22 protein-coding genes are annotated in these 25,186 nt (G+C 40.1%); all 22 read left to right on the top strand.

The window, feature by feature from the left end; translation table 11 throughout:
- Nucleotides 1–67: 67 nt before the first annotated feature.
- The 22 genes from EO114_RS01560 (at nt 68) to EO114_RS01455 (ending at nt 24,897) form a co-directional block, all read left to right on the top strand.
- Nucleotides 68–1,696 (top strand): phosphoenolpyruvate carboxykinase (ATP), encoded by a 1,629-nt coding sequence (locus EO114_RS01560; RefSeq protein ID WP_062401856.1) that lies wholly within the window; start codon nt 68–70, stop codon nt 1,694–1,696.
- Nucleotides 1,697–1,708: 12 nt separating this feature from the next.
- A complete protein-coding gene (gene brnQ, locus EO114_RS01555) occupies nt 1,709–3,049 on the top strand; it encodes a branched-chain amino acid transport system II carrier protein (protein WP_127061141.1) in 1,341 nt (446 codons plus the stop codon).
- Between the two features lie 213 nt (nt 3,050–3,262).
- Nucleotides 3,263–4,228 (top strand): ABC transporter substrate-binding protein, encoded by a 966-nt coding sequence (locus tag EO114_RS01550; protein ID WP_127061139.1) that lies wholly within the window; start codon nt 3,263–3,265, stop codon nt 4,226–4,228.
- Nucleotides 4,229–4,263: 35 nt separating this feature from the next.
- The gene (locus EO114_RS01545) at nt 4,264–5,163 is read left to right on the top strand and encodes an ABC transporter permease (RefSeq protein WP_126940879.1); all 900 of its coding nucleotides are present in this window, start codon (nt 4,264–4,266) and stop codon (nt 5,161–5,163) included.
- A 15-nt stretch (nt 5,164–5,178) separates the two neighbouring features.
- Entirely contained in the window at nt 5,179–5,970 is a 792-nt protein-coding gene (locus EO114_RS01540; protein WP_126940878.1) for an ABC transporter ATP-binding protein, read from the top strand.
- A 123-nt stretch (nt 5,971–6,093) separates the two neighbouring features.
- Nucleotides 6,094–6,360, top strand: a complete 267-nt coding sequence (rpsO, locus tag EO114_RS01535) for a 30S ribosomal protein S15 (RefSeq protein WP_009353572.1) — start codon at nt 6,094–6,096, stop codon at nt 6,358–6,360.
- Between the two features lie 143 nt (nt 6,361–6,503).
- Nucleotides 6,504–8,765: a TonB-dependent receptor gene (locus EO114_RS01530; protein ID WP_127061137.1), complete on the top strand. Its 2,262-nt coding sequence runs from the start codon at nt 6,504–6,506 to the stop codon at nt 8,763–8,765.
- Nucleotides 8,766–8,948: 183 nt separating this feature from the next.
- Nucleotides 8,949–10,097 carry a hypothetical protein gene (locus tag EO114_RS01525; RefSeq protein WP_127061135.1) on the top strand — a complete coding sequence of 383 codons (1,149 nt, stop codon included), beginning with the start codon at nt 8,949–8,951 and terminating at the stop codon, nt 10,095–10,097.
- Nucleotides 10,098–10,200: 103 nt separating this feature from the next.
- Nucleotides 10,201–10,755, top strand: a complete 555-nt coding sequence (fapR, locus tag EO114_RS01520) for a transcription factor FapR (RefSeq protein ID WP_009353554.1) — start codon at nt 10,201–10,203, stop codon at nt 10,753–10,755.
- A gap of 9 nt (nt 10,756–10,764) precedes the next feature.
- Nucleotides 10,765–11,793 (top strand): phosphate acyltransferase PlsX, encoded by a 1,029-nt coding sequence (gene plsX / locus EO114_RS01515; protein WP_009353579.1) that lies wholly within the window; start codon nt 10,765–10,767, stop codon nt 11,791–11,793.
- Nucleotides 11,777–12,772: a beta-ketoacyl-ACP synthase III gene (locus EO114_RS01510; RefSeq protein WP_127061133.1), complete on the top strand. Its 996-nt coding sequence runs from the start codon at nt 11,777–11,779 to the stop codon at nt 12,770–12,772. The genes plsX and EO114_RS01510 overlap by 17 nt, the downstream gene beginning before the upstream one ends.
- 10 nt (nt 12,773–12,782) lie before the next feature.
- Nucleotides 12,783–13,727: an enoyl-[acyl-carrier-protein] reductase FabK gene (gene fabK, locus EO114_RS01505; RefSeq protein WP_009353568.1), complete on the top strand. Its 945-nt coding sequence runs from the start codon at nt 12,783–12,785 to the stop codon at nt 13,725–13,727.
- Nucleotides 13,728–13,742: 15 nt separating this feature from the next.
- Entirely contained in the window at nt 13,743–14,681 is a 939-nt protein-coding gene (fabD, locus tag EO114_RS01500) for an ACP S-malonyltransferase (RefSeq protein WP_062401831.1), read from the top strand.
- 1 nt (nt 14,682) lies between these two features.
- Nucleotides 14,683–15,426 (top strand): 3-oxoacyl-[acyl-carrier-protein] reductase, encoded by a 744-nt coding sequence (gene fabG / locus EO114_RS01495; protein ID WP_127061131.1) that lies wholly within the window; start codon nt 14,683–14,685, stop codon nt 15,424–15,426.
- A 44-nt stretch (nt 15,427–15,470) separates the two neighbouring features.
- A complete protein-coding gene (locus EO114_RS01490) occupies nt 15,471–15,701 on the top strand; it encodes an acyl carrier protein (protein ID WP_009353552.1) in 231 nt (76 codons plus the stop codon).
- Nucleotides 15,702–15,771: 70 nt separating this feature from the next.
- Complete coding sequence (locus tag EO114_RS01485; RefSeq protein ID WP_126940871.1) at nt 15,772–16,728, top strand: nitronate monooxygenase family protein; 957 nt, start codon at nt 15,772–15,774, stop codon at nt 16,726–16,728.
- A gap of 24 nt (nt 16,729–16,752) precedes the next feature.
- The gene (gene fabF, locus EO114_RS01480) at nt 16,753–17,997 is read left to right on the top strand and encodes a beta-ketoacyl-ACP synthase II (protein WP_009353559.1); all 1,245 of its coding nucleotides are present in this window, start codon (nt 16,753–16,755) and stop codon (nt 17,995–17,997) included.
- A gap of 2 nt (nt 17,998–17,999) precedes the next feature.
- Nucleotides 18,000–18,731: a ribonuclease III gene (gene rnc / locus EO114_RS01475; RefSeq protein WP_009353573.1), complete on the top strand. Its 732-nt coding sequence runs from the start codon at nt 18,000–18,002 to the stop codon at nt 18,729–18,731.
- Nucleotides 18,732–18,788: 57 nt separating this feature from the next.
- Nucleotides 18,789–19,856: an elongator complex protein 3 gene (locus EO114_RS01470; RefSeq protein ID WP_126940869.1), complete on the top strand. Its 1,068-nt coding sequence runs from the start codon at nt 18,789–18,791 to the stop codon at nt 19,854–19,856.
- A gap of 162 nt (nt 19,857–20,018) precedes the next feature.
- Complete coding sequence (gene smc / locus EO114_RS01465; RefSeq protein ID WP_127061129.1) at nt 20,019–23,582, top strand: chromosome segregation protein SMC; 3,564 nt, start codon at nt 20,019–20,021, stop codon at nt 23,580–23,582.
- A complete protein-coding gene (gene ftsY, locus EO114_RS01460) occupies nt 23,572–24,492 on the top strand; it encodes a signal recognition particle-docking protein FtsY (RefSeq protein ID WP_009353136.1) in 921 nt (306 codons plus the stop codon). Before smc ends, ftsY begins: the two co-directional genes overlap by 11 nt.
- A gap of 6 nt (nt 24,493–24,498) precedes the next feature.
- On the top strand, nt 24,499–24,897 hold the full coding sequence (locus EO114_RS01455) for a hypothetical protein (RefSeq protein WP_127061127.1): 399 nt from the start codon (nt 24,499–24,501) through the stop codon (nt 24,895–24,897).
- Nucleotides 24,898–25,186 lie beyond the last annotated feature (289 nt).

Raw genomic sequence — 25,186 nt, 5'->3', positions numbered from 1 at the left:
TACTTAATTAAATGTTAGAATATAAGAATATGCATAAGTATAGTAAGTTAGAATTAATGAGGAACATATGGCAACAAGATTAAAATGGAAACATTCCGAAATTAAAGAGAATCCGCTCTTTTCCAAATTAAGAAGTACCATAGAAACTGCTTTTTATGGAAATAATGTAACACCGGTGAAGTCTATTGCACAGGCTTATGAGTTAGCCACGAAAGAACCTGGGGTCGTTGTATTAGATATGCCCGTATACCGTGCGGAAGAGCAAGGTTTACCGCAAGATGCCAAAGTATTAGTCACAAATAATGGTAAAACAACAGGTCGTTATGCAAAAGCTCGCCGTATTATTGGCGATGAAGGTATTAATGAAGTAGAATTATGTGATATTGCACGAGATGCAGTATATGATAGCCGTCATAAAGAATGGATTTCAGCGCAAGCTATCGTAGGCTTGGATGAAGCTTTTACTGCTCGTGCGCACTTGATGATTCCAAAAGAGCATGCATCGATCCTATACTCTTGGGCTATTAATTTCCAATTTTTCAATGAGGAAGTGAAAGCCTTCTATAGAGGTAGTAAAGAGATTCCAGAAGGGGATATTTTTATTTACTCTGACCCAGATTATGTGGTAGAAGGTCATCCAGGTGGACTGGCTATTTTTGACCCTGCTCATAACTGTGCTATGATTTTAGGTATGCGTTATTTTGGGGAGCATAAAAAAGGTACTCTTACATTAGGATGGTCCTTGGCAAATCGTTATGGTTATGTGGCATGCCATGGTGGCATGAAACGATACAATTTAAAAGATGGTTCTTCTTATACGATTGGCGTATTTGGGTTATCAGGGTCTGGTAAATCTACATTGACTCATGAACAGCATGGTGGACGATATGATATTTCTGTATTACATGATGATGCCTATATCATTCATACAGAAGATTTGTCTTCCATTGCCTTAGAACCAACATATTTTGATAAAATGCAAGACTATCCAGTGGAACATCCTGCTAATAAATACCTATTAACATTGCAAAATGTGGGTGTTACTTTAGATGAAGATGGTAACAAAGTTGTGTTAGCAGAAGATGTGCGCAATAACAATGGTCGTGCTATTAAATCACAATTCTGGACAGATAATCGTGTGAACTTTGTAAAAGATCCAGTGAATGCTATCGTGTGGTTGATGAAAGATAAAACATTGCCACCAATTTTAAAAGTGGATGATCCAATTTTAGCGGCTACTATGGGTGCTACTTTGGCAACACGTCGTTCTACAGCAGAGAAATTGGATGCTCACGTAGATCCTAATGCATTGGTGATCGAACCTTATGCTAATCCATTCCGTACCTATTCTTTACGTACCGATTATGAAAGTTACAAAAAACTATTCACTCAATCTGGTGTAGATTGCTACATTATGAATACGGGCTTCTTCTTGGACAAAAAAATTCCAAAAGAAGTAACATTAGGCTTGTTAGAAGGTTTGGTTGAGGGTAGCCTTAACTTTGAACCGTTCTATAAATATGAAAACTTAGAATATGTAAAAGTTGAAGGTTTTGAACCAGACTTTACAGTTCGTGAGTACCATCATATTTTGCACAAAGCATTTGAGTTCCGCTACGATTACATTGAAAAATTAAAAGGAACAAAAGATGAGTTGCCAAATGAAGTACTAGATGTATTAAAAATCATTATGTAAGGGGGAATAGTGATGAATCAAACATTATCTTGGGGTTCTGTAGCCTTTATTGGAACTATGTTATTCGGGATGTTCTTCGGAGCAGGAAACTTAATTTTCCCTGTTCACTTAGGACAAGAAGCAGGTCAAGCGTTGTGGCCAGCTATTTTAGGCTTTTTAGCGACAGCTATTGGACTACCATTCTTGGGTATTGTCGCTATGGGTGTGTCTCGTAGTAATGGCTTACAAGACTTAGTAAGTCGTGTACACCCGACCTATGGTAAAATTTTCACCTTGTTATTGTACATCACGATTGGGCCAGCATTTGCTATCCCAAGAACGAGTACAGTATCCTATACAATCGGATTTGAACCATTCCTTGGCAGTGTCAATCCTGATCTTGCCTTAGGTGTATTTTCTGCAGTGTTCTTTATCATTGCCATCTTGTTCTCCTTGAATCCAGGAAAATTGATGACATACATTGGTAAAGTGTTAACGCCATTATTCTTAGTATTCCTAAGCATTTTATTAATCACTGTAGTGATTATGCCAATGGGAGATTACACATCAGTAGCGCCACAAGGGGAATATGCTACCCATGCGTTCTTCAAAGGTTTTACAGAAGGATATAATACACTTGACGTATTGGCATCGTTAGCCTTTGGTATCATCGTTATCCGTGCCTTACAAGGTGTGGGGGTCACAGAACCTAAGGACATTGCTATGGGACTTGTGAAAGCAGGCTTTGTGGCATGCTCTATTATGGCTGTTATCTACGGTTTCCTAGCCTACAGTGGTGCTACAAGTGTCACAACATTAGGCCTTGCTAAAAATGGTGGTATTACCATGGCGCAAATGAATGCATTTTACTTCGGCAATGTAGGGGCTATCTTGTTGGCCATCATTGTTACACTAGCATGTTTAAAAACTTGCGTAGGTTTGATTGGTGCTTGTGGTGAAACTTTTGATGAAATGTTCCCAAACACATTGGGTTACCGTGGTTATGCATACTTAACAACAGCAGTGGGTTTCTTAATTGCTAACGTAGGCTTAACAAAAATCATCGAATTAGCCATCCCTGTATTGATGTTCTTGTATCCATTGTCTATTACAATCATCTTGTTATCCTTTGCAGCACCTATTTTCAAAGGCAGACAAGCTGTGTATGCGTGGACAACAGCCTTTGCCTTATTTGCGGCATTAGGTGATGCTATGGCAACAGCACCAGCATTTATCAATCAATCTGGATTTGTACAATGGGCGTTGCCATATTATGGAATGCTTCCATTTGCTTCTATCGGTATGGGCTGGATTGTGCCGTCCATTATCGGTTTCCTTATCGGTATGGTGCATATCGCATTAGTACGTAAATAGTAGAATTAAAGATAAACGACTAGATTGTAATAATCTAGTCGTTTTGTTTATCTGTGAGGATAATGTCTCGTGACGACATTAGATTCTATAGAAATTTTAATTTATATATTTTCTATTACTTTCACATGTGGTATAATCTCTATATCTTTCCCATAGAAAGACTGTAGGCGGTGGCGCGTGGCTACCATGTAGTATAGTAGAAAGGAGATTTTTATGTGGAAAAAAGGACTGGCCCTGTTGGTGGTCTGTCTGGTGGGATTCTTACTATGGCATGAATCTTCACTAGAAGCACCAGGAGGAGGCAAGATGTACCGAGTGGGTATCTTGCAATTAGCGGAGCATCCCGCACTAGATGCAGCAAATAAAGGTTTCGTAGATGGATTACGGGAAGAGGGATTTGTAGATAATGTGATTCTTGACCACCAAAATGCTCAAGGAGACCAATCCAATCTAAACACCATTGCCCAACGATTTGTGGCGCGTAATTCCGATTTAGTAGTGGCCATTGCAACTCCAGCGGTACAGGCTATGGCGAATGCTACGAAGGACATTCCTGTATTAGGCACTGCGGTTACGAGCTTTACCACAGCACGACTTGTGGATAGTGATGAACATCCGGGTGGTAATGTGTCGGGTACCACAGATATGGTGCCTATGGAAAAACGAGTGGAATTAGTGCATCAATTATTACCGAATGCGAAGAAAATCGGTACTATTTATTCATCCAGTGAAGTGAATTCACAATTACAAGCAGAGAGTTTTCGAAAAGAAGCACAAAAATACGGTATGGAATTAGTAGAAATAACCGTCTCCAACGTGAATGATGTGCCGCAGGCGGCGAATCAATTAGCTATTATGGGTATTGATGCAGTATACTTTCCAACAGATAATATCATTGCTTCATCCTATGCAAACATCGTCACTATATTTAGTAGCGCTAACGTACCAGTGTTTCCCTCTGATGAGACATGGTTAAAAACAGGTGGACTAGCAGCCTACTCTGTAGACTTTTATAGATTAGGGGTACAAACTGGACATATGGCGGCTCGTGTACTTCGTGGTGAAAGTACACCGGACAGTATGCCAATCGAAATGCAAGAGCCTATTAAATTTGTATTCAACCAAGACGAAGCGGATCGGTTACATATCAAAATTCCAGAGACATTGCGACAACAGTAGTATAGTAGTGGGGGCAACCCCAAGTAGGAGGATATATGACAAACTTAATTATTAGCACCATTGCACAAGGCCTATTGTGGGCATTGTTGGCATTGGGTGTATTCATTACTTTCAGAATTTTAGACGTGGCTGATTTAACAGTAGAAGGTAGTTTCCCTATGGGAGCTGCAATTTCTGCAGTATTGATTACCATGGGTGTGAACCCTTGGATCACAGTGATAGTTGCAGGTATTGGTGGTATGATTGCCGGAGCTGTAACAGGGTGGATACATACGAAATTAAAAATTCCTGCATTGCTAGCTGGTATCTTAACCATGATTGCCTTGTATTCTGTGAACTTACATATTATGGGGAAAGCAAATATCTCCTTATTGCGCATGGATACAGTGTACTCCGCCATTCATAGCATGGGTATTTCCAATGCGGTAGCATTGACTATCATTGGTGTAGTGGTAACTGTGGTAGTGGGATTATTCTTATTCTGGTTCTTTGGTACTGAACTAGGCACATCTATCCGCGCTACTGGGGTAAATCCACAAATGATTCGTGCCCAAGGGGTAAACACAGATTCCATGATTGTTCTTGGATTACTATTATCCAATGGTTTTGTAGCTGTATCTGGGGCGTTAATTGCTCAATCCCAAGGTTTTGCAGATATCGGTATGGGCGTAGGAACCATCGTTATCGGCCTCGCATCTGTTATCATCGGGGAGGTACTATTTGCTTCTTCTTCGGTAGTGCGCAAACTATTTGGTAATTCTTCCTTCGTGTTGAGCTTAGTAGCCGTTGTATTCGGTTCCATTATTTACCGTATCGTTATTGCTACTGTACTATACCTAGGTATGCCTCCAAATGATTTAAAATTATTTACTGCTATATTGGTAGCCTTAGCTCTATCCTTACCAACGTGGCAAGGTAAATTTCGTCGTGGTTAAAAGGAGGGTATACACATGTTGGAATTAAAAGGAATTGTGAAAGCCTTCCATAAAGGCACTGTGAATGAAAAAATAGCTCTTCGTGGTATTGACTTACGATTAGAAGATGGAGATTTTGTGACTGTTATCGGTGGTAATGGAGCTGGTAAAAGTACGTTGTTGAACTCCATCGCTGGGGTATTCTCCGTCGATGAAGGTACATTGCATATTAATGATGTAGACGTCACTCATATGGCGGAATACAAACGGGCCAAATACATTGGTCGTGTCTTCCAAGATCCTATGTTGGGCACAGCAGGAAATATGCAAATTGAGGAGAACATGCTTCTTGCCTTGCGTCGCGGAAAACAAATGGGATTGTCTTGGGCATTCAAAGAAAATGAAAGAGAATTATTTAAACAGCAATTAGCTCGTTTGGATTTGGGCTTAGAAAATCGTTTGTCATCCAGTATGGGGTTATTAAGTGGTGGTCAACGTCAATCTATTACTTTGTTGATGGCCACTATGTTGAAGCCAGAAGTACTGTTACTAGATGAACATACGGCAGCTTTAGATCCTAAAACGGCAGAAAAAGTATTGCAGCTTACAGATGAATTGGTAAAGGAACATCATTTGACTACCTTGATGATTACCCATAATATGCGTGATGCCTTGCGATTCGGCAATCGTTTGATCATGATGGATAATGGTAAAGTTATCTATGATGTACGAGGAGAAGAGAAGGCTAGCTTAACGGTACAAGACTTATTAGAGCGCTTTGAAGTAGCTAGCGAAAATACCCTCAGTGACCGCATGATGTTAGGGTAAATACTTTACATTTATAAGAAAGTATAGTATTATAGATACCGATGTATTAACCTAGGCGAGGTAATTGAGTCTCCGCCCATTACTTTGGCCTATGGAATTGTAATTTTTAGGAGGACATGAAATATGTTAACTACAGAAGCTAAAGCAGCTATTATTAAAGAATTTGCTGTTCACGAAGGTGACACTGGATCCCCAGAAGTACAAATCGCGATTTTAACTAACCGCATTGTATACTTAACTGAGCATTTAAAAGAGCACAAAAAAGATCATCATTCCCGTCGTGGTCTTTTAAAATTAGTTGGTCAACGTCGTAACATGCTTGACTACCTTCGTCGTAAAGACATCGAACGTTACCGTGCGATCTTAGAAAAATTAGGCTTACGTAAATAATTTTACGTATTTACAAAAAGCGGCTTCGGCCGCTTTTTTGTTATATATGAAGATATTTTCACAAAATGATTTGCAATATTGAAAATGAATGGTATACTAATAGGAAACTTGATGTTTGTTTTATAGTAAGAAGGGAAGTACGAATGAAACGAGTGAAACGAAATGCAACGCGGTTACTATTATTATCTATGGTTACGGTAGCGTTGGGCAGTTATACAGGGTATGCTCATGATGCACAAGCGGTAGAAGAAACGGTGACCTTGCCAGATGTAACGGTAACGGCAACGAGAACCTTACAAGATATTTCAAAAACGCCTAGTTCTGTGTCTGTGGTGACAGCGAAGGATATTGAAAATCGCAAGGTGGATACGGTTGCAGATGCGATACAATTATTACCAGGGGTGTATAAAAGTCAAGCTTCGGCAGGTGAAATACAAATCCGTGGATTCGATTCTAAAAATATATCGGTACTCGTTGATGGCGTGCCGATGAATAATTCTTTCAATAATAAGGTGGACTGGGAAGTGATTCCCGTGCATTCCATCGATCGAATTGAATTGGTGCGTGGTGCTAGTTCCTCCTTGTATGGTGGCAAAGGGGTAGCAGGTGTATTAAGTATTACAACGAAACAAGTGGCACCGAAGGCAAATCGTCAAGGGATTCGTTGGCATGGTAAGGTCAATGGCGGGACTTATGGCACTTGGAACAATGAGCTAGGTTTTGATGCTCGCGTGTCGGATAAGGTAGCCATTGGTGTATCTGCAGAAGAACGTCGCACAAATGGATTCCCAGGATTTTTTGTGACGGAAAAAAGCAAGGCTATCAAAGGAGATGTAAAAGCTGTATCTCCTGACACGCCATTAAAACAGTTGACAAGTGGTAAATATGTGGTAGGGAATCGTGGGGATAAATCTTTACATAATAAGAATTTGTCTGCTTATATTACGATGAACCTAGGCGACAAAGAAACGCTAACCTATCGCTATGTATATGCGAACCATAAGTACTCTTACCACAACCCAATGAGTGCGGTTACAGTAAATGGAAAGACCGTTTTTACAGGGGATATCAAGGTTAGTAATAAAAAATATGTATCTCTTAATGGCAATAGTTTCTTAGGTCATGATGCAGAGCGAGAATATCATTCTCATAGTTTGCAATATAAAAATGAAGCGAATAAATTACAGATTTCTTTGGGCTATTTAGATAAAAAGAAAGATGGCTATTCTGTGCCAACAAAAGCAACTTCAGGAGATTATGAAGGGCCAGGTTCTCACTCCTTCTATCCAGGCAAAGCGTACAATCTAGATGTGCAAAAAGCATGGAAACCTGAAGGAAAACATCAAATTGTAGGGGGATTGAATTGGAAACAAGAGCGGTTTGATCAAGAAAAGATTTCTTTGCAATATTGGCGTGATAAAAACTCTAAAGATACTAAGGTATTCCCTAACGGTGTGAGTGAAACGAATACAGGGGCATCTCGCACGATGGCAGTTTTTTTACAAGATACGTATCGCCCTAACGATGATTGGGCTATTTATGCCGGGCTTCGTTTAGATCATTTTAAAAAGTACGATGGGTCCCACGGGGAGTACAATAAGAAAACAAAGTCCTACGATGTCGTACATCATAATGATGGATCTTACACGGAGTTGAGTCCTAAGTTGTCCGTAGAAAGATACCTTGATGATTCTACCAACGTCTATGCATCCTATGGTCACTCCTTTGCACCGCCAACCTTGTACCAAGTGTACCGCTTCGGTCAAACATCTAAAACTCCTATTCATGCAAATCCAGAGTTAGATCCAGAACATTCCGATACCTTTGAACTTGGTTTGAAAAAATCTTGGAATGAAAGTACAAAATTAAACGTAGCAGCCTTTTATGTGAATACAAAGGATAAAATTCAATATGTTACATTTAAAAAGACAGATGGTACTGAGGATTACAAAAAGTATATCAATATAGGATCAGAAACACGTCGTGGTGTAGAATTAGAACTTCGTCACAAGTTGTCTAACAAATGGTCTGTCTTTGGAAACTATACATGGCAAATGGGATATATAGAAAGTAAAGCTTTGGTCAATACAGATCAAAGTGATGGAAAAGAACAAAACTTTGAAATTCCAAGGCACCTATTCCATGGTGGTTTGGAATACAATAGTGGCAAGTGGAATGTGTTGTGGGATATGCAATACGTAAGCTCCCGCAACAGCAAAGATACCGCCGGTGGCGAGCCAGAGTCAGAAGATGCGTACTTCTTGACTAATGCGTCCGTAAATTATAAAGTATCCAAAGAAGCGACATTGCAATTCGGAGTACAAAACCTATTCGATCGTGAATATTACGCTAGAGAAGCAACAGGTGGTCGTACGTATAATGTAGGCATGAAATTCAAATTCTAATACAATATAATATTAATAATATGAGACGTTCCGACGAGGGGCGTCTCATTTTGTTACCTACTAGATGTTGTATGACCAATTGGAATAGCACTACCATAGGCAATGGCTCTTACCAATGGTATACTAAAGAGGATATAAAGATATTCATAGTAGAGGTCCAAGTGATTCGTAAGGGGAGTATGTATGAATTATAAGCGAAATGTACTAGCAGGACTTGTTATGGCATGTTTGAGCACTGTACCATTTGTGTATGGAGCGTCGGCAGAGGTAGGCTTTCAACAGGTTGTGACGCAACCAGAGCTCATTGAGGTAAGCACAGCGGGGCGAGCTGTGGCGATGCGCAAATACCATGAGGTACTCAACTATCCAGAGGGACTGCATATTAAGGTAAATGGTGTAGGGTATGACACGGTGCAGCAGAAGCACCATAATGTAACTGGTATTTATGTATTGGATGGTACTAAGTTAACTGTCCACAAGGGCTTGCAAGTAGATCTAAGTAATGCTCACCCTTATGACCAAGCCGATGAAATGGCACATTATTACATGAGCGGTATCTATGCCGGCTTTGGTCGAAAACATGTTGATGACCCGAAATATGATACAAAGGTGGTCGTTCATGGGCCCACTGTGATTCAAGCCGTTGGCAATGGGGTACAAGCTAATAAAGATAGTTATATTACCTTAGACGGTCCTGTGAAAATTGAAACTGTGCCATTTGAGCAGGCAGATGTGTATGCTGCTATTGTCGAAGAAGGTAGCATTGGTATTGGCACTAGTCGGTTGGCTGATACCTATACGGGTACAGCCCCTGTATCTACTCCGAAACCATCCCAGTATGCAAGGGTACAAGTGACAGGCAATGTAGGGGTATTGAATAAAAACTATGGATTGAATCCTAATCCTGGACGTCATGGTTCGTATATTGTGATGAATTTAGGGACGAAGGACTCCGTGTGGACTGGGGCGGCATTAAATGAATTTGCTGAAAGTGGAAATAACCCTCATCAGTCTGGTGTTACACTTGAATTGAAAAATCAGGCAACGTGGCATAATCGATGGATAGGAGCTAAGCGACATCGCAGTGGACATGAAGAATTACTGCTAGCAACCGGCAAAGGATATACTTTTACAGGTAGTCATATTCAAACATTAATCGGCGGTGATACGCCAGAAACGGCAGGTATTATTTACCAAGAAGATACAGAACCTATTGTAGTAGATGTATTGCAGGGGTATGTAAAAATAGTAGATCGTAGGCCTAATGCAACAGATACAACTGCGCCCATTCGAGTGATAAGCAATAGAGGACAACTTACCATTCTCAAATAAGTATGCATATTTTGCATAGGAATCAAGAAAAGCTTGCATACTATTATCATTTTAGAGTATAATTGTATGGAAGTATTATTACTTGGTCATAAAAGGTGGTTATATGAGTCGTATAAAGAAGGAAGAACGACAACAGTTATTGCGCGAAAAACTGAATATAAGTCCCTTCACGACGGATGAGGAATTGGCCACATATTTTGGAGTTAGTGTTCCGACCATTCGATTGGATCGTTTGGCATTAGGCATTCCTGAGTTACGTGAACGGATTAAGGCAATGGCACAGGAGCATTCTGATGACAGACAGCATATTGATCGGGCAGATGTAGTAGGAGATGTCATTGATTTAGCAGTAGGACAATATGGCATCAGTGTTCTTCGCACTACGAAAGAGATGCTAGATCGATCAGGCTATGTGGAGGCACAATATTTATACGCCCAGGCTAACTCGTTGGCAAGAGCTATTGTAGGGGTTCCTACAATGATTGCTGGAGTTGGAAATATTAAATATAAGAGTCTCGTTAAAAGCGATGTTAATTTAGCAGCAAAAGCTGAATTAGTGCGACAACGAGGAGAAAAATTCTTTATAAAAGTAACAATCAAAGATACCATAAAAGAAGTGTTTCGCGCTAAATTTATTATGGAATCTGTGATAGAATAAGGGTGAATTATGAAGATTGCAGTAGATGCTATGGGTGGCGATTTTGCCCCCCTCGAAATAGTCTTAGGCTCTATTGCCGCTGTGCACGAATACGATACTATGGATATCGTGCTTGTCGGTGATGAAAGTAAAATAAAAGAAATTTTGGAAGCAGAAGGTGAACTGGAGAATCCAAGAATCTCTATTCATCATGCTAGTGAAGTCATAGAAATGCATGAGCATCCCAGTATTGCCTTGCGCAAGAAGAAAGATGCGTCCATTGCAGTGGCTACACGTTTAGTTCGTGAAAAGGTATGTGATGCGGTGATTGCACCAGGTAGTACTGGAGCAGCTGTAGCATCGGCTCTATTAGGTTTGGGAAGAATCAAAGGGATTGAGCGCCCTTGTATTGCTACACCATTACCAACAGCGAATGGCGTGACAATTATGCTAGATTCTGGTGCTAATGCGAATAGTAAGCCAAAACATCTAGTGCAAGGGGCTATCATGGGATATAACTATGCGCAGTTATTACTTGGTAAACCTAATCCAACTGTGGGCTTGTTAAATATTGGTGAAGAATCCACTAAAGGAAATGAAGTTGTCTTAGAAACCTATCCGTTACTACAAAAACTGAAAACAATCCCTTTTAAAGGAAATGTGGAAGGCCGTGATATTCCAAAAGGAACGGTAGATGTAGTAGTATGTGATGGATTTGTAGGTAATGTGGTGCTTAAATTTGCAGAAGGTCTTGTATCTGTGGTACAAGATATTCTAAAAGAAGGCATCAAACAAAGTAGCATTATCTCTAAACTAGGAGCCTTATTGATTGTTCCTGTGTTTAAGAAAATAAAAAAACGATTAGATCACACAGAAAATGGCGGAGCACCTCTATTAGGGGTAAATGGTGTATTTATTATTTGCCATGGTAGCTCCAAATCTAAGGAAATTATGACAGCAATTAAAATTGCTGGAGATCTAGTAGAACGGAAATTGATTGAACATATTTCCTCAAGTATTGAAGAAGAAGGGACCCTAACATATGACAATGCTGAATAAGCCAGTCGGAATTATTGGTACCGGTAGCTATGTGCCAGAAAAAGTTCTTACAAATGCAGACTTAGAAAAAATGGTAGATACTAGCGATGCTTGGATTCAAGAAAGAACAGGCATTAAAGAACGTAGAATTGCACCAGAAGGTGTAAATGCTTCAGATATGGCTACAGAAGCGGCAAAAAAAGCCTTAGAAGCTGCTAAGTTAACAGCAGACGATATCGATTGTATCATTGTTGCCACATTAACAGGCGATATGGCAATTCCATCTACAGCATGCTTAGTCCAAGCTAATTTAGGGGCTACAAAAGCAGCAGCCTTTGATTTATCTGCAGCTTGCTCAGGATATGTATACTCTTTGATTACAGCTAGTTCCTATATCAATGCAGGATTGTTTAAAAATGTGCTTGTAGTAGGTGTTGAAGTATTATCTCGTGTAGTAAACTGGGAAGATCGCAATACATGTGTTCTTTTCGGTGACGGTGCTGGAGCCGCTGTAGTATCTTCAGTAGAAGAAGGCTATGGTATGCTCGGTATGGATATGGGGGCTGACGGAAGTGGCGGAATGCATCTATGTATTCCATCTGGAGGTACGGCATTGCCACCAACCACAGAGCGTCGTGAAGAGGGGCTTACCTTCATTCATATGAATGGACAAGAAGTATATAAATTTGCTGTAAAAACGATGGGTAAAACTGTATTGAAAGCTCTAGAAATGGCAAATATGGAACTGGAAGAATTAGATTTCTTCATTCCACATCAAGCGAATACTCGCATTATCAAATCTGCAGCAGATCGTTTGCATCTGACAGAAGATAAAGTATTTATTAATTTACCTAAGTATGGAAACACATCAGCAGCATCCATTGCGATTGCTTTAGATGAAGCAGTGCGTGCAGGAAAATTGCAAAAAGGTGATAATCTTGCCGTTGCTGGATTTGGTGCAGGATTAACTTGGGCAAGTCTAGTAATGAAATGGTGCTAAGGAGGAAAAGATGATTAAGACTGATATTTGTGATTTGTTAGGGATAGAGTATCCCGTTCTTCAAGGTGGTATGGCTTGGTTAGGTACAGCTGAATTAGCAGCTGCTGTATCTGAAGCAGGTGGTTTGGGAATTATTGGTGCAGGACATATGCCTCCTGATGTATTCCGTGCAGAAATTCATAAATTAAAAGAACGCACAAGCAAGCCATATGGTTGTAACATTATGTTAATGTCTCCATTTGTGAATGAAGTTATGGAAGTTGCTTTAGAAGAACGCGTACCAGTCATCACAACTGGGGCAGGTAATCCATCCGCATGGGTACCAGCTTTCAAAGAAATCGGTACAAAAGTAATTCCTGTAGTAGCTTCTGTATTATTAGCGAAACGTTTACTTCGTGGCGGTATCGATGCAGTCATTGCAGAAGGTACTGAGTCTGGCGGTCACGTAGGAGATATTACAACTATGTGCTTAATCCCTCAAATCGTAGATGCTGTGGACGTACCTGTTATTGCAGCTGGTGGTATTGCAGATGGTCGCGGTATGGCAGCAGCCTTAGCATTGGGCGCTAGTGCAGTTCAAATGGGTTCTCGTTTCGTAGTATCTGAAGAATGTATTGCCCATGAAAACTATAAAGAAGCTGTATTGAAAGCAAAAGATCGTTCCACAGTGATGACAGGTTTGACAACAGGTCATCCAGTTCGTATCATTGAGAATTTATTAGCTCGTAAATATCAATCCCTTGAGTTCAGTGGAGCACCAAAAGAAGCTCTTGAAAATCTAGGTGCTGGTACACTTAGAAAAGCTGCTATTGAAGGGGAAACTAAAAACGGTTCCGTTATGATTGGACAAATTGCAGGTATGTTGACTGACATTAAACCTTGTGCAACAATCATTCAAGATATTGTTCGTGAAGCAGAAGAAGTAATGTTGAACTTAAAATCTGTTATCCGATAAGTAGGAGGAAACCTTATGAAAACAGCATTTGTATTCCCTGGTCAAGGGTCTCAAAAAGTGGGTATGTTGAAAGATTTGTACGAAGCGTATCCTATCGTAAGAGAGCGTTTTGCACAAGCAGATGAAGCATTGGGATATTCTATTTCACAATTATGTTTTGAAGGTCCAGATACGGAATTAGTAAAAACAGCAAACACACAACCTGCGATTTTAACAGCTAGTGTGGCGTGCTATGAAATTTTAAAAGAAAAAGGCTTTACACCTGATATCGTAGGTGGTCATAGCCTTGGTGAATATAGTGCCTTAGTAGCAGCAGGTGTTCTTGATTTTAAAGATGCTGTATACGTAGTGCATAAACGTGGAGAATATATGCAAGAAGCTGTACCATTGGGTGAAGGCGCAATGGCTGCGATCTTAGCATTACCTCGTGAAGACGTAGTTCGCATCTGTGGAGAAGTAAACGATACTGTAGGCTCTGTGCAAGCGGTTAACTTCAACTGTCCAGGACAAATCGTGATTGCTGGTGCTACAAAAGCCGTAGAAGTGGCAGCTGAAAAAATGAAAGAAGCTGGTGCTAAACGTGCGGTTATGTTGCCAGTCAGTGCTCCTTTCCACAGTCGTTTAATGGAACCAGCAGCAAAACGTTTACAAGAAGAATTAGACAATATCGAAGTGAAAGATGCTCAAATTCCAGTTGTAGCGAATATTACTGGGGAAATCTTAAAAGATGGAGCTGCTATTAAAGCGGCCTTAGTAAAACAAGCAGCAGCACCAGTACTTTGGGAAGATTGTGTAGCTACAATGGTAGACTTTGGTGCTACAAGATTTGTAGAAGTAGGTCCTGGTAAAGTGTTAACAGGATTCACTAAAAAAATTAACAAAGCAATGGAATTAGCCAATGTTGAAGATGAAGCATCCTTAGCAGCAGCGATTGCATTCTTACAAGGAGAATAAAATGAATTTAACAGGTAAAGTAGCTTTAGTTACAGGTGCTTCCCGTGGTATCGGACAAGCCACTGCTATTGAATTAGCAAAAGCTGGAGCAGATGTAGTTGTAAACTTTATTGGTAATGAAGCAGTAGCACAAGAAACTGTTGAAAAAATTGAAGCATTGGGCCGTAAGGCTATCAAAATTAAAGCTAATGTAGGCGATGCAGACGATGTACAAGCCATGGTAGATGAAGCAATTGCGACATTTGCTCATATCGATATTCTTGTAAATAATGCAGGCATCACTCGTGACGGATTATTGATTCGCATGAAAGATTCCGATTGGGATGAAGTATTAAACATTAACTTAAAAGGTGTATACCTTGTGACTAAAGCAGTTGCTAAGCTTATGGTAAAACAACGTGCTGGTCGCATTATCAATATGACATCTGTATCTGGTGTGACTGGTAATGTGGGTCAGGCCAATTATGCCGCTGCTAAAGCAGGGGTAATTGGCTTTACCAAAACTTGTGCCAAAGAATTAGCAGCTCGTGGTATTACTGTAAATGCAGTAGCACCAGGATTTATTGAAACAGCAATGACAGATGTGTTACCTGAAAAAATTAAAGAAGGTATTGCAGCTACTGTGCCGTTTGGTCGCATGGGTCAACCGGAAGAAATTGCTAGTGTAGTAACGTTTTTAGCGTCTGACTTTGCAAGTTATATTACTGGCCAAGTTCTCAATGTAGACGGCGGAATGGTGATGTAAACGCAAGATTCTATACATAGACTACATGAAAGGAGGTGTACGTAATGAGCACATTTGACAAAGTAAAAGCTATTGTTGTTGAACAATTGGGCGTTGACGAATCTGAAGTGGCTATCGATTCCACTTTCATCGATGATTTGGGCGCTGACTCTCTTGACATCGTTGAATTGATCATGGCATTTGAAGAGGAATTCAATATTGAAATCCCTGATGATGTTGCTGAAAAAATCAAAACTGTAAAAGATACAGTTGATTACATCGATTCTACAAAATAAGTCTAAGCACTTATGCACCACAAAGGGGGCCTCGGCTCCCTGAGTGGATTTGCACATAGGAGGAATAATAGTGAAACTCCCTGAACTTAAAATAGGGAAATTGGTAGCCAAAGTACCGGTAATTCAAGGTGGAATGGCAATCCGATTGTCTACAGCTCGGTTGGCTGCAGCAGTTGCAAATGAAGGTGGTATCGGCCTGATTGCAGCATCTGGCATGCCTTTTGATGAATTACGATACGAAATACAATTAGCAAGAAAATTATCGCCTACGGGCATTATCGGTATAAATGCAATGGTAGCCGCTACAGAATTTTTAGGTCTTGTAAAAACGGCCATTGATGAGGGTATTGACCTCGTAGTAGCTGGCGCTGGATTTTCCAGAGATATGTTTGCCTTAGGTCGTGAATCTGGTACACCTATTGTACCAATCGTATCCACTCCTAAATTAGCTCGTATTTCTGAAGGATTAGGAGCCTCCGCTGTGATCGTGGAAGGTTGTGAAGCAGGTGGTCACTTAGGTACAGATCGCTCCTCTCGTGAATTAGTACCTGAAGTAGTGGCAGCTGTGAAAAATATTCCAGTCATCGGTGCTGGTGGGGTTCTTGATGGAGCAGATATTGTGGAGATGATTAAGCTCGGTGCTAGTGGAGTGCAAATGGGAAGCCGTTTTGCTGCTAGTGTGGAGTGTAATGCCTCTGATGAATTGAAAAAAATGTACGTTCGTGCAGATGCTCCAGATGATATTGTCTTGATCCAAAGTCCAGTAGGACTTCCAGGACAAGCGTTGCGTAATAAGTTTGCAGAAACAGTATTAGACGGTACAGTACCGCCACCTACAGAGTGTCATCGATGCTTAAAGCATTGTTCTCACAAATTCTGTATTATTAAAGCCCTTTCACGTGCTCAACAAGGTGACGTGGAAACGGGATTAGTGTTCTCGGGTAATAATATGCGTAAAGTAGACTCCATATTACCTGTGAAAGAGATTTTTGCTCGCCTAGTTTCAGAGGCAGCAGCCATTGATTAAATGAGATTATAAAGAGGTGGAATAATGGAAAGACGTGTTGTTATTACTGGTTTAGGTGCTGTGACACCAGTGGGAATCGGTAAAGATGACTTTTACAATGCATTGCTACGTGGCGAATCTGGTATCGGTCCAATTACTCGATTTGATGCAAGTGATTATGCAACTCGTATTGCAGGTGAAATTAAAGATTTCGATCCAACACAATTTGGAATTGATAAAAAAGAAGCGCGCCGTATGGACCGCTCTGCAGCATTTGCCATTGCAGCGGCAGTGCTTGCGCAAAAAGATGCTGATTTAGATTTAGACAAAGAAGAAGCAGATCGTTGTGGTACTGTAGTTGGTACTGGTATTGGTGGTATTGATTCTATCCATGATGTATATGTGACTTTATTTGAAAAAGGTCCAGGTCGTGTAAGTCCATTTGCAGTACCTATGATGATTGCAAACATGGTATCTGGTCGTGTATCTATTCAATTAGGCTTAAAAGGACCAGTAGAAACTGTTGTTACAGCGTGCACTTCTGGTACAAATGCGATTGGTGAAGCATTCCGCATGATTGCACATGGTCAAGCAGACGTAATGTTTGCTGGTGGTACAGAGGCGGCAGTTTCTCCAGCAGCAGTAGCTGGTTTCGCATCTATGAAAGCTATGTCTACACGTAATGATGAACCTACAAAAGCATCTCGTCCATTTGCAGCTGATCGCGATGGATTCGTAATGGGCGAAGGTTCTGGTATCGTTGTATTAGAAGAATTAGAACATGCAAAAGCACGTGGTGCTCATATCTACGCAGAAGTAGTGGGATATGGTACAAATGGTGATGCATATCATATTTCTTCTCCAGCACCAGGTGGTACACAAGCTCGTAAATGCATGGAATTAGCATTGAATGATGCAGGGATCAAACCTGAAGAAGTTGATTATATTAATGCCCATGGTACATCTACATCCATCAATGATGCAAATGAAACATTGGCAATCAAACAATTATTTGGAGATCATGCTAGTAAATTAGCAGTAAACTCCACAAAATCTATGACAGGTCACTTATTAGGTGCTGCTGGTGCTATTGAAGCAATTGTTATGGCAATGGCTATTGAGACTGGCAAAGTGCATCCAACAATTAACCTTGATAATCCAGATCCAGAATTGGATTTAGATTATGTATCTGACGGAGCTCGTGACATGAAAGTTGATGTAGCTCTTTCCAACTCCTTCGGTTTTGGTGGACACAACGGTACTATCGTTGTTCGTCGTTACGAGGCGTAATTGTGAATGCTCCTAAAAGTAGCAAAGTAACTAGCAAGGCTCGTGAAGCATTACTTCACGAGCTTATTGCGAATTTACATTTGCCTTTACGCAATATAAGTACATTAAATCGTGCTTTGACACATTCTTCCTATGCGAATGAACATAAATTATCCCATGAATATCATAATGAACGATTAGAGTTTTTAGGGGATGCAGTGTTAGATCTTATTATAGGAGAATATTTATTTACTACATATCCAGAAATGACTGAGGGTGAACTGACCCGTTTAAAAGCATGCACCGTCTGTGAAGGTTCTTTAGCAGAATGTAGTCGTACTCTAGACTTAGGAAAATATTTACGCTTAGGTAGAGGCGAGCGGCATTGTGGTGGAGCCAATAGAAACTCCATTTTGGCAGATACTTTTGAGGCTGTCTTAGGGGCTATCTACCTAGAGTGTGGTTATGATGTGGGAAAACAGTTTGTTTTGAGTCATTTGCATGGATATATGAATATGGCACTTTCCGGGAAAGTAGGAAAGGATTTTAAAACATTGCTCCAAGAGTTAGTACAACAAAAAGGGGAATGTGTGATACGGTATCATGTTATCGATGAAGAGGGACCGGATCATGATAAATTCTTTACTATGGAAGTAGTCATCGATGGAGTCCCATCAGGTGTAGGTTCTGGGCGAAATAAAAAAGTGGCAGCCCAAGCAGCAGCTAAAGAGGCTTATGAAAAGCTTATACAATAGTAAGGATTGAGGGGTGGGGAACCACTCCTTTTTCTATATGATACATAGGAGGCAGTTATGAGGAACAGCAAAAAAGAGAAAACTAGATTACTTCCATTTTTTATTCCTCATATTGGCTGCCCATATATTTGTGTATTTTGTAATCAGCCACGTATATCAGGACAACAAGAGATGGTCAGTCCAGAAATCATTCGTTCTTCCATACAAAGAGCCGTATCAGAACAAGGATATAGTGGACAATGGGAAGTAGCTTACTTTGGTGGTAGCTTTACGGCGATACCACAAGAAATGCAAGATACATTATTGGAACCAGCTAAAGAAGCATTTCAACAAGGAATAGTTCAAGGAATTCGTTTGTCTACTCGTCCTGATGCTATCAGAGAAGATCGATTGAAAGAGCTCTTTACTAGTGGTGTAAGAACCATTGAATTAGGAGTACAAACATTAGAGGAATCCATGCTAGTAGAAGCTAAACGAGGGCATACGGTAGAAGATGTGGAACAGGCGTGTAAAATGATACGTGAAGAAGGAATAACTTTAGGTATACAATTACTCCCTGGGTTACCTGGCGAAACCTGGACTACTTTAGTAAAAACGGCGGTGAAAGCCGGTCAATTGCAGGCTGACTTATGTCGCATTTATCCTGTGATTGTCATTGAAGATACAGAACTGGCTGATCGTGTTCATGAAGGTAGTTATGTACCATTAACAATAGAACAAGCGGTAGCCTACAGTGCTTTTTTAAAATCCTATTTAGAAGGCAAAGGTACACAGATCATACGTGTAGGATTACAAAGTACAGAAGATTTTGATGCTGGTCGTGGTATTGTAGGAGGACCCTATGCTCCTGCCTTTGGAGAATTGGTAGTCAATTATGAATGGCTTCAAGCTATCCAGCAAACCATAGAAGAACACCTAGAAGTATTTGGTGTGATTCATAAGGTCATTGTAGAATATCCAAGACCTTTCACATCAAAGATACGTGGATTGAAGAACAGAAATATAGAGTATTTTGGACAGGAATATAAGCAGATAGAATGGACTTGGCAAGAAAAACAGGAAAATAATAATACTGGAGTATTGCATGTCATGATAGATCATATACTATATAGCTTGCCTCTTTAAATAGTGGGTTATGGTTATACAACAATGGATTAACTAATATTCTGTAGAGAGAGTATGTGATGAGAGGTTGGAAATAGGTGTCAGGTTAGGATATAGTATGAACAATATATTATATTGTGTAAATTTGAAACATACCTATGTATACATAGAAAGGAAGCAGTCATGCAATTATTGCGACTAGAAATGAAAGGATTCAAGTCCTTTGCTGATAAAACGGTAGTGTCTTTTTCTCCAGGCATGACTGGGATTGTAGGCCCTAATGGTAGTGGTAAAAGTAATATTACTGATGCGATTCGCTGGGTTTTAGGGGAATCGAATGTACGCCATTTGCGTGGACAAAAAGCAGAAGATATTATTTTTTCTGGCACAGAAGCTCGTCGCCCTCACAATACGGCAGAGGTAAACTTAATTTTTGATAACAGTGATGGCACTTTGGGCAAAGAATTAGCAGAAGTTGTTATCACACGCCGTATGTATCGCAATGGTGAAAGTGAATTCCAAATCAATAAGAGAAATTGCCGGTTAAAAGATATTCATCTATTATTGGCTGATACAGGCTTAGGTAAAGATTCTATGGCCATCATCGGGCAGAATCGTATCGATGCTATCTTGAATAGTAAACCAGAAGAACGTCGCTTAATATTTGAAGATGTGGCGGGTATCTCTCGCTTTAAAATGAATAAAGAAGATGCTATTCGGCGTATCAATAGTACAGATCGTAATATGGAACGATTAGATGATGTGATGAGTACGCTAGGAGATCAATTAGTAGAATTAGAGGCGAAAGCTAATGTAACACGTGAGTACAATACATTATCACAGGATAAGCGTAGCTATGATGGAGCTATTGCTTTTCATGAATATAAAACGGCGGATCGTTTATTTACACGCCAAGAAAATGAAAACTTATCCTACCTTCGTGAGCAAGAAGAATTAGAAACTAGCTTAGATACAATTCAAGAGACTTATAAAACCACACAAAATGAGCTTCAATCATTTCGTGAAACCAACCAAAGTATGGAAGATGAATATGCCACTTTACAAGGTAAATTAGGGGAACTGACTGGACAAATTGAAGTAGCTCGCTTAAAAGAAGCCAATATGGTAGAAGAGTTAAAAGGTGGAGAAGAACAGTTAAGAACTTGGAAGGAAGAACTGAAAGTTAAAGCACAACAATATGATTGTGACTTGACATCTTTGAAAGACCAAGAAAGTAACTTAACATCCATTGGACAAGATGTAAAACAAGCGGAATCTAATTTGCAAAGCACTCGAGACTCTCTTAGTCAAGTGAAGGCTAATTTAGATGGTATGCGCATAGCGGAGCAACATGCTCATGAGCGTCATATTCGTGTTGTTCGTGAGTTGGAAGAAGCTCGCCATCAATTAGCAAGAGCGGAAGAGTTAGAAACACAAAAGAAAGATGATGCGCAACGTTTGAAGGCTACTTTACAAGATATAAAACAATCTGTAGAAGAAACACAAGGGCAATTAGAGGCGCAACAACAGGTTGTTAGTAAAGTAGAGGAAGCGTTGGAGATAGCACGTCAATCATTACAACAGCTAGAGGATACACGCCGACAAAAAAATCAGGAATTAGTAGAAGTACAAAGAACACTGCAAGCTAAAGAAGGTCGTTTAGAACTGTTACATAGTTGGGAAGAGCTGCATGAAGGTTATTTGGAAGGCACAAAACATGTATTACAAGCGAAAGAAACTTGGTCTTCTCATATTCGTGGAGCTATTGGTGATGTATTCACTGTAGAAGAAAAATTCTTAGTGGCCATTGAAACTGCTTTAGGTGGTGCTATTCATCAAGTTATCACAGAGACTGCAAAGATTGCTTCTGAAGCAGTACAATACTTAAAACGCACACAAGGTGGTCGAGTTACGTTTTTACCGATGGATATGGTACGAGGAAAACGACTCGATCATAAAGCCTTAACATCGCCTTATGTATTGGGATTAGGTGTAGACTGCATTCAATTTGATACACAATATACAGGCGTATTTAATCAGCTATTAGGGCGTACTCTTATTGTAGATACCTTGGACCATGGATTAGCATTGCAAAAAGAATATCATCAACAATTGCGGATTGTTACCTTAACAGGAGAGCAATTGCAACCAGGTGGTGCTCTAACAGGTGGTGCTACAAAACGAAAAAAAGTGTCTATCTTGTCCCGTAAAGAAGAGCAAGACACATTACAGCAAGATATTCATGTATTACGAGATACAGCACAGGTGTTACAACAGACTTTACAAGGACTAGACAAAGAAATAGAAGCTTTAACACAGTCTGGTAAGGGATTACGTCAAACCTATGAACAAGAAGAATTGCAGTTACGTAGCTTGCAGCAAGAGCAGCAACGCTCCCAAGGAGAGCAAATTAACTTAAGTGGAATGGTGCAGACCTATCATGAGGAAGTACAAAAGGTTCAAGATAAGCAAATAACTTTAGGGGAGAACATTAAAAGGCTAGCAGATGAACTTTTACAGTTAGAGAATCGAGAAGGACATCAAGAGCAAGTCACTAGCTTAGTTGCTCAAGAGCAAACTTTACAAGACCGAGAACGTGAGCAAAATGAAGAATTGCAAGGAGTACGCTTACGATGGGAACAATCTAGATTGTTGTTAGAACAAAGCAAAAAAGAATTAGCTCAATTAGAACAATATATCAAAGATAAGGAAATAAATATTGCAAGCTTAGATAGACGGTTAAGCCAATTAGGTGAGGATGTCATACGCTTAGGTTGTGAACCAGCTTTAGCATTAGAATCAGAAAAACAAGCAATAGAAAAACGGGTAGCAGCCATTGGAGAAGCTCGTAAAGGTGGACAAGAAAAAGTACGCACTTGGGAATTGCAATTAAGTCAATTGCAAGAAGAACGAAATCAACAAGAACAGCGTCAACGAATTGTGCAGAAAAAACTAGTGGACCTACAAGAAGGGTTAACAAAATATCAACTACAAGGCGAACAAGCATTGGAACAATTGGGCGCTTTAGGGTATACTAAACAAGAGGCACAGAATATACAGTTAGGTGGCTCCGTACATGAGTGGAAACAACAACAGGCGAACTTAGCAAAACAGATTGAAAGCTTAGGAGCTATCAATCCTAATGCCATTGTGGAATATGAAGAAGCGAAAGAAAAGCTAGCATTCTATCATGCACAAAAAGAGGATTTAGTGATAGCTAAAGAACAACTTGAAGGCGTTATTGCTGAAATTGATGGGGCGATGTCTGAGCAACTACAAGGAGTTCTTACAGAGATTCGTGAGAAATTTCAGCATGTATTCTCTCAATTGTTTGGAGGCGGTACAGCGCAGATTGTAGCGTCGAATCCAGAATTAATTTTAGAAAGTGGCATTGACTTTTATATTCAACCGCCAGGAAAGAAGCGCCAACAATTGAGCTTATTATCTGGTGGGGAGCGAGCGTTGACGGTCATTGCCTTATTGTTTGCATTGCTGGATTATCGACCAGCTCCATTCTGTGTACTTGACGAAGTAGATGCCGCTTTAGATGATGCCAATGTGGAACGATTTAGCCAATATTTGCATAACTTGGGGAATGCCACACAATTTATCGTGGTAACCCATCGTAAGCGGACCATGGAATCAGCCCATGTCTTACAAGGGGTGACTATGGTGGAACGAGGTGTGTCTCGCTTATTAACTGTAGCCTTTGATGAAGTAAAGGAGAATGACGATTATGGCATTTAGTTTTTTTGACCGTGTGAAAGCAGGTTTAGAAAAGACAAAAAATAATTTTGTAAAAAAAGTAGAAACTATTGTTATTGGTTATGCTGAAATCGATGATGATTTTTTAGATGATTTAGAAGCTACTATGCTAGTAGGTGATTTAGGACCTAAAACAACGGCCTATTTAATGAAAGAAATCCGCCGTGGTGTTACGGAAGGGATTATCAATAATACTGGTGAAGTCATGCCTTTCATGGAAGAGCGCATTACAGAAATGCTAGGAGCTCAAGAGGAAGTGTTGGAGCTTCACAAACCAGAAGTCATCTTGGTAGTGGGTGTGAATGGTGTTGGTAAAACGACAACCATCGCTAAATTGGCTCATTACTATGCAGAGCAAGGTAAAAAAGTAATCATTGCAGCAGGAGATACATTCCGGGCAGCTGCCTCTGAACAATTATCTATTTGGGCAGACCGTGTAGGCGTATCCATTGTAAAACATAAGGAAGGTGCGGATCCAGCAGCAGTGGTATTCGATGCCTGTGCCTCAGCAGTTGCTAAAGAAGCAGACTTAGTCATTGTAGATACAGCAGGGCGCTTGCACACCAAAGTGAACCTTATGGAAGAATTGAAAAAAATCGGCCGTGTAGCAGACAAACAAATTCCAGGTGCACCGCATCAAACCTTATTAGTATTAGATGGCACTACAGGTCAAAATGCGGTGAGTCAAGCAAAACTATTCGGTGAAGCAGTACCTGTCACAGGGATTGTGGTGACCAAATTAGATGGTACCGCAAAAGGTGGTGTAGTTATCTCTATCAAAGAAGAGTTGGGCGTTCCTGTGCGTTGGATTGGCGTGGGTGAGCAAATGGATGACTTGCGTCCTTTCAATGCAAAAGAATTTGCTAATGCTCTTTTTGACAAAGGAGAATAGTGGACCATGACTAGAAATAAATTATATGAATACGTTGTGGACCAAAATGAGATGAATGGTTATGGTATCGATAGAGACAGTATTGAATGTGCTGTAGATATTATGGAATTTGTAGGCGGTGATTTGTACAGACCTCTCACCCGCTTACTCTTAAGTAATTGGAAAGAAATTGCTAGCCGTATTGAAAGTTATACGGATGAGCAATGGAATTTTGTCCATCGTATTGCTGAGAATATGAAGGACTCCCTAGAACATGATCATGGCGATGAAACTCATCATTTGTCTGACAGAGGGATTGCCATCTTCATTGAAATGTTAGAAGGAGATGACACAGCGACACAAACTTTGCAAGGGGATACACCTATCACAGAAGAAGAACTGCGTCGAATTCGTGGCAAAGGATAGTCTTACAGAGTGCGCATGAGTATTACTGTAACATTTATGGGGTATCTATTACCTTGTGATAGTGGCATGAATAAACCGCTATAAGACTGAAATGCACAAAATGAATGGTATATTGTAATGTCTGTTTAGGAGTGTAGAACTTCTTAGGTAGGACAGTATAACAGATAAGTAAAAAGTTGAATCTTGTATTCAGCTTTTTTCTTTTTATCTACTGTTACTGGTTATATCTTATCCTTATATAATCATCTATTTATATTCAAGTGTATTGTATTATTTGATGAGAAATCAA

The sequence above is a fragment of the Veillonella sp. 3627 genome, from assembly GCF_003992195.1.
Classification (GTDB): Bacteria; Bacillota; Negativicutes; order Veillonellales; family Veillonellaceae; genus F0422.
The sequence above is the reverse complement of the archived record's forward strand: the minus strand, read 5'-3'. Positions and strand labels throughout refer to the sequence as shown.